Origin of the sequence: Acrocarpospora corrugata, from assembly GCF_009687845.1 — a bacterium.
Taxonomy (GTDB): Bacteria; Actinomycetota; Actinomycetes; order Streptosporangiales; family Streptosporangiaceae; genus Acrocarpospora; species Acrocarpospora corrugata.
The window spans coordinates 24858-31123 of sequence record NZ_BLAD01000101.1; the positions used below are offsets into that span (position 1 = coordinate 24858).

Here is a 6266-nt window from a genome sequence, read left to right on the forward strand (position 1 = left end):
GGGCATGATCGAGTCCGCGGCCGACGTCGCCAAGCTGGGCACCATCCTGGGGATCTGGGCGCACCCCGACGACGAGGCCTATCTGTCCGGCGGGTTGATGGCGATCGCGCGCGACATCGGATCGCGGGTGGTGTGCGTGACCGCCACGCGTGGGGAACTCGGCACGTCCCACCCGGCGCAGTGGCCGCCGCATCGGCTGGCCGCGGCGCGCACCGACGAATTGGCGTCTTGCCTGAAGATCCTCGGGGTTAGGGAACATCACTGGCTCGACTATCAGGACGGTCAATGCGCGTCCGTCCAGATGCCCGACGCGGTCGCGCGCCTGTGCGAGACCATCGAGCGGGTACGGCCCGACACCGTGCTGACCTTCGGCCCGGACGGCATCACCGGTCACCCGGACCACCAAGCGGTCTCCGCCTGGACCACCGCCGCGTTCGACCAGGCGGCCCCGGCCGGGGCGCGGTTGCTGTACGCCACGTACGCGGAACAGCGGGTACGGCGCTGGGACGCGATCAACGAGCGCATGGGCGTCTTCCCCCCTGGGTACCCGATCATGACACCTGCCCACCGGCTGGCGGTCGACCTCGTACTGGAGGAGGACACGACGGCCCGCAAGGTCGGTGCGCTGGTGGCGCAGGAGACCCAGACGGCGGAGCTCATCGCCCGAATGGGCCTCGACGCCTACACGGCATGGGTCGGTGAGGAGTCGTTCGTCGAGCAGCCTCGGCTGCCCGCCCACACGAAAGAATCGCCGTGATCGACCGTGGTCGTCATGACCGAGTGAGGTTCCGGTCGATCGCCTGCCGTGCCACCTCCAGGACGGCGGTCCGGCTGGGGATCGGCGTCGCCGCGGCCGCGGCGACGCCAGAGTGGTGGGCGGCGGGTCCGGAGCCGTCCACGGCCGGCGCGTCGGGCGCCTGGCCGGCCGCGGCGTCTATCAGCGCCGCCGGTTCTTCGTCGCCGAGCCGGCGTAGCAGGTCGGCGAGGTTGCGCAGGGTGGTCCACAGGTGAGTCCAGTTGCCGTTGCGCGCGAAGTAGTCGATGACGTCACGGTAACCCCCGAGCGCCTCGTGCACGCGACCGGCGGTGGCGTGCACCGACAGGAGCCCGACGGTCGCGACGCCGACCAGAAAGGTCGCGCCGGCGGTGCGCGCCAGGTCGATGGCACGGACGTAATACCGCTCGGCCTGCTCGCTGTCGCCCGCGAAGCTTTCGATCTCCCCGGCCACGTAGACGCCCCACGAGAGCATGCTGGGTGATACCGCGCCGGCGAGCCCACGGTCGTTCAGCCTCCGCGCCCCGTCCAGATCGCCCGCGTAGGCCATCGCGAGGGCGGCGATCCCCACGCTCTCCCGCTTCGGGCCGGCCAGGTCGGCCGCGGCAAGGGCATGCCCGACCACATCGTCGTAGGCGCCGCGAGCCAACTCGGCCACCGAAAACACCAGCAGGCACTGCCATGGCGGGGTGTTGCCGGCAGCCTGCTCCAGCCCGGCGCGGGCGAGCCGGGCGGCCTGGTGGTAGTCGCCGCGGTGGTAGGCGGCTTCACCCGCCGCGCCGAGCACGATCGCCGCTCGCGGGTGGGCGGCGAGCGCCGGGTCGGCGGCGAGTTCCGCCGCCCAATCCCGGATCTCGACAAGGTCGCGGTAGGTGATCGCGTCGAACAGAGCGACGACCATCGCCGCGGCGTCATCCAGAGATCCTCGGCTGCGGGCCAGCCGCCACGCGGCACGCAGGTTGGGCATTTCCCGGCGCAGAACGGCGTCGGCCTCGGGCTCCCGTTCGGTGGTCATGGCGGCGTCGATCCATGCGGTCAGCTCGACAGCCCAGCGCAGAAAACGTTCGGCCGCGGCCTTGTCCTCGTCCGCCGCCGTCAGCCGGTCCAGCCCGAACGCCCGCAGCGTCTCCAGCATGCGGTACCGCGTGGCCCCCTCGAACGAGGCCTCGATCATGGACGTGTCGACGAGCCGGGCCAGTACGCTCCCGGGATCACTCTCCAGGCCCAGGTCGGCCGCAAGCCGTTCGGCGGTGTCAAGGTCAACCCCATCGGCGAAAACCGACATATGCCGGAACAGCCGCCGCTCGTCCTCGGTGAGCAGCTGATACGACCACTCGATGGTCGCCCGCTGCGTACGGTGCCGGGATTCCGCGCTGGGTCTGCCGCCGCCGAGCAGGTCGAGCGAGCGGTCGAGGCGGCTCCGCAGGTCGGCGAGGGAGAATGTGGACAGCCGGCCGGCGGCGAGCTCGATGGCCAGGGGCATCCCGTCCAGCCGGTGCACGATTTCGGCGACCGTACGCAACTCGGCGGGTGCCGGGGGCGGGCCGGGGCGGACCCGGCGGGCCCGCTCCAGGAAGAGCGCCACGGACGGAACCCGCGCGGGATCCTGGCCGGGGCGCGGCAGCGTGAGCGGCGTCAGCCGAGAGACGTATTCGGCTGCCAGGCCGAGAGGTTCGCGGCTGGTGGCCAGTACGGTGATTCCTGGACATGAGGAGAGGATCACGTCCACGGTGTCCCGTACCCCGCCGAGCAGGTGCTCGCAGTTGTCGATCATCAGCAGGCCGGGGCGGTCGCCCAGCACGGCCACGCAAGCGGAGAGCACGTCGCCGTGGTCGACCTTCAGGTTCAAGGCCGCCGCCAGCGCGTGCGGGATGGCGGACGGGTCGGTGACCGGCGCGACCAGGAGCACCGTCGCCGTGCCGCTCTGTCGCGCGACCTCCAAGGCGACCCGGGTCTTGCCGACGCCGCCGGGCCCGACGACCGTGACCAGGCGCTCGGTCGCCAGCAGCCGATGCAGGACCGCGACCTGCGCCTCGCGGCCGATCAACCGAATCACGGGCCGAGCGGGCGCCTCGGTCCGACCGGCCGCAGGACCGTCGGCGCCGCCGATGATCTGACGTTCGAGCTCGTCCAGGCCAGGCGACGGATCGAGACCGGTCTCCTCGACCAGCCGGTGCCGATACTCCCGCCCGACGCGCAGCGCCTCCGGCGCCTGCCCCGTCGCCGCCAGCGCCCGCATGAGCAGCAGAACCGCGGGCTCCCGCAACGGGTCGGCGGCCGCTGAAGAGGCGGCCAAGCTCAGGGTCTGTTCTGCCTGGCCTGCGGCGATGGCGCCGGCGATGAGCGCGTCGGTCACCTCGCGCCGCAGCTGGGCGTACTCCTCGACCGAGGCGGCGATGGGCGTGACGTCGGCGAGGTCGGCGAGAACCGGCCCTCGCCACAGCTGGTACGCCTCCCGCAGCAGCGAGAACACCTCGGCCGGGTCCCGCTGCGCCGTCGGATTGGGCGTCGTGCGGGCTGCCGTGTGGACCCTCGTGCGCGTCATCGCCAGCGTTGCCCGCGCCTGTGCCACATCCAGCTCGTCGCGCCCGAGCACGAGCCGATATCCGTCACGCCGCGTCTCCAGCCGGTCCGCCGCCGGGCCGAGGTGCCCACGCAGCCGGGACACGTGGATGTGCAGGGCTTGACGCCCCGATTCCGGCACTTGGGACGGCCATAACGCGTCCACGAGTTGACTGACCGTCACAAGCCGGCCTTCGGCGATGGCGAACAGCGCGAGCAGCGCACGCCGCTTCGGCCCCGCTACGTCCACGGGAGCGCCGTCGACGAACAGCCGCAGCGGCCCGAGCACCTCCACCCGGACCGACGGCGGTGGACGCTCGGCCATGCCCACCCCCTCCGCATCCAGCATGCCTGTGACGAGGCCTGTGACGAGGCCTGTGACGAGGCCTGTGACGAGGCCGAATCCGGCCTGTTAGCACGACGATAGCCCGTGGGAGTGGCATGCAAGACCATGCGCCGACCCTTTCCGTGATGGCCGACGAACGCGTTCCGGCCCCGGCGAATACTGCCCGTTGCAAGTACTCACAGAGACCGGAGTTCCCCATGAAGATCGATTTCAAGCGCCTGCTGGCCGGTGCGGCCACACTGGCGATAGGCATGACAGGCTGGCAGACCGGCACCGCGTCGGCGGCCTCGGCCTCCTGCCTGGCCACCACCAAGGTCAACACGTTCGTTGCCATCGGCAGCCCGTTCGGCGGCGGCACCACGCTGTCGTGGAACGTCACGCCTGGATGCCCCGGAGTGGCCGTCGTCCTGCTCGGCGGCGTCGGCGAGAACGGCAGCGTCGGCGCGAACGGCAAGGTGGTCAAGAATCCCGCCACCACCACGGAGTACCGGCTCTTCGCCACGACCGGAACCCTGCTGACCAAGCAGCTCGGCTCCCAGGTGGTGCTGGCCGGCAAGAGCATCGGCTACAAGATGACCTACGGGCTGCAATCGTTCCCGGCGTCCGGCGCGGAGGGAGAGGCGGCCAACGCGATCGCCAACAAGATCACCCGTTCCTTCAGCGACGTCACCAAGCGCACCTTCCTCGGCCGGGCGCTCGAAGTCCACATCATCCCCGTGAACATGAAGCTCACCCAGCTCCCGCCGTGGGCGAACCTGACCGGCACCACCTGCGGCAACGACCCAACGTGCGTGGCCGACAGGAACTGGTCGGACGTGCGCGGCTACGGCGGCACGCCGATCGGCACCGACCGCCTCGCGATCGCCGTCGGCGCCGAGCAACTGGTCGCCGTGGCGAACAACCCGTGGAAGAACACGCACCGGCTGGGGCATGTCCTGGCGCACGAGCTGGGCCACGTGCCGCACCAGTTAGCCGCCGAGCCGCTCAAGAACGCCGTCCGGCACGCGCTGATCGTGCGCAAAGCCACGGGCGGGGAGTTCATCGGCAACGAGGACTACACCCGGTCCTCGCCCGAGGAGTACTGGGCGGAGGGCACCGCGGCGCTCTTCAATTACCCGATCTCCGACCTCGGCGAGCACCCGGAGGAGTTCACCGGCTACTGGCTCAAGCAGAACGACCCAACGCTGTTCAAGCTGCTGTCCACCGTGTACCAGGGCGTCCTGATCTGCAACCCGTCAGGCTTCTGCAGCCTGTGACGGTCAGGCCCTCGACGTCGCATCCTCGGCGTCGGGGGACGGCACCATCGAGCAGGTCAAGGAGCACACGGCGTCAGTCCTCGTCGTCCCCGTCGTGGGATGCGTCGGTGTCACGAAGGTCGCGGATCGCGCCCGGAGCCAGATCCGGCAGAAGGAAACTGTAGGTCCCGTGCACGCCTAGGTGCTTGCGGACGAACGGCGACAACCGCGCTCGTTGTCCTCTTCGATGGTCCAGCGCAATCCGGCGATGGCGATCAACTCGGGTGTCGGCGTCCGGATCGGGGCATGGGCGAGGAAGAACTCGATGTCGTCGGGATCGCTCAGCGACCGCCGGATCAGCAAGGTGTGGACGAACCCGGCGGCGGGCGGCTGATCCTTGACGGTGACCTGCCACATACCCCAGTCATACAAGCGTTTGCCCTTGGCGCCGTCGCCGCACGAACGGCGTTCCCGGCAGGCCACCCCCAACTCCTTGAACACCTTGTCCGGCCGGGTTGCCCGGCCGCGCGCGTCGCTCAGGGGCAAATCGACCGGCACCGCCATCACATACCGCAATCCACGCTGGTGGAAGAAGGCGCGAAGGGCGGGATCGCGGCCATAGCCGGAATCGGCGGTGAAATACCGAAACGGGGTGCCGGCGGCGAGTTCCTCGGTCACCATCTCGATCACTTGGCGGGGTTTGGTGGTGAAGACGACGGACTCGGGCACTCCGGCCGTCTTCATCCTGGCCGGGGTCGTCGGTCCAGCACGCGGGCAAGTACAGACGCCGGTTGATGAAGGCGTGACCTTTCGCGGAGGCGTAGGTGAGCATCGGCAGCACCTGGCAGTTCTCGATCTGCCCGTTGGCTCCGCAGTGCTGGGGCGCCACTCCGACCGATTTGCCGCCCTTTTTGATGGCCTGGGTGTCGTCGGCGACGAGCACTCCGTCCGGGGACCCCAGGTGCTCGATCACGTAGTCGCGGACCTCGGCTCGCAGCGCGTCCGCGTCCCATTTGGCGCCGTTGAGCAGCCATTCGAACCGGTAGGCGTTCTTGTACCCGACATGATCGGCGAGCTGCCAGGAGTTCTTGCGGGGCACCTCGGCCATAAGCCCGCGAACCAGATCGGCAAAAGTGGCCCGCGGCTCCGGCCGGGTGAATAACGGGCCGGCGATTCGCTCGGTGAGCGCGGCAAGCTCAGCGTCCCAGGACACGACAAGATCGTAGGAGATGGTCAAGGTCACGCACGGACCTTCCACCAGCTATACAGGGCCCGTTCAGCGTCTTGAACCAAGATCTACGAATGTAGTACCAGCCTTCACGGCTCCTCCTTGGGAGAGAGTAGTGCT

3 protein-coding genes and 2 pseudogenes are annotated in these 6266 nt (G+C 69.6%); 2 read left to right on the forward strand and 3 right to left on the reverse strand.

Going from position 1 to position 6266, the window contains the following annotated elements; all coding sequences use genetic code 11:
* Positions 1-4: 4 nt before the first annotated feature.
* Positions 5-757: a PIG-L deacetylase family protein gene (locus Acor_RS37140; protein ID WP_155341457.1), complete on the forward strand. Its 753-nt coding sequence runs from the start codon at positions 5-7 to the stop codon at positions 755-757.
* A 13-nt stretch (positions 758-770) separates the two neighbouring features.
* On the opposite strand, the gene Acor_RS37145 is transcribed toward Acor_RS37140, so the two are convergent.
* On the reverse strand, positions 771-3662 hold the full coding sequence (locus tag Acor_RS37145) for an AfsR/SARP family transcriptional regulator (protein ID WP_155341470.1): 2892 nt from the start codon (positions 3660-3662) through the stop codon (positions 771-773).
* A 218-nt stretch (positions 3663-3880) separates the two neighbouring features.
* Between Acor_RS37145 and Acor_RS37150 the strand changes: the two genes are divergently transcribed.
* Complete coding sequence (locus Acor_RS37150) at positions 3881-4939, forward strand: hypothetical protein (RefSeq protein ID WP_155341458.1); 1059 nt, start codon at positions 3881-3883, stop codon at positions 4937-4939.
* Positions 4940-5143: 204 nt separating this feature from the next.
* Here the strand turns inward: Acor_RS37150 and Acor_RS46550 are convergent.
* Both Acor_RS46550 and Acor_RS46555 read right to left on the reverse strand, forming a co-directional pair.
* Positions 5144-5392: pseudogene (locus Acor_RS46550) on the reverse strand (IS701 family transposase); the annotation flags it as partial.
* Between the two features lie 123 nt (positions 5393-5515).
* Positions 5516-6176: pseudogene (locus Acor_RS46555) on the reverse strand (IS701 family transposase); the annotation flags it as partial.
* Positions 6177-6266: the final 90 nt, after the last annotated feature.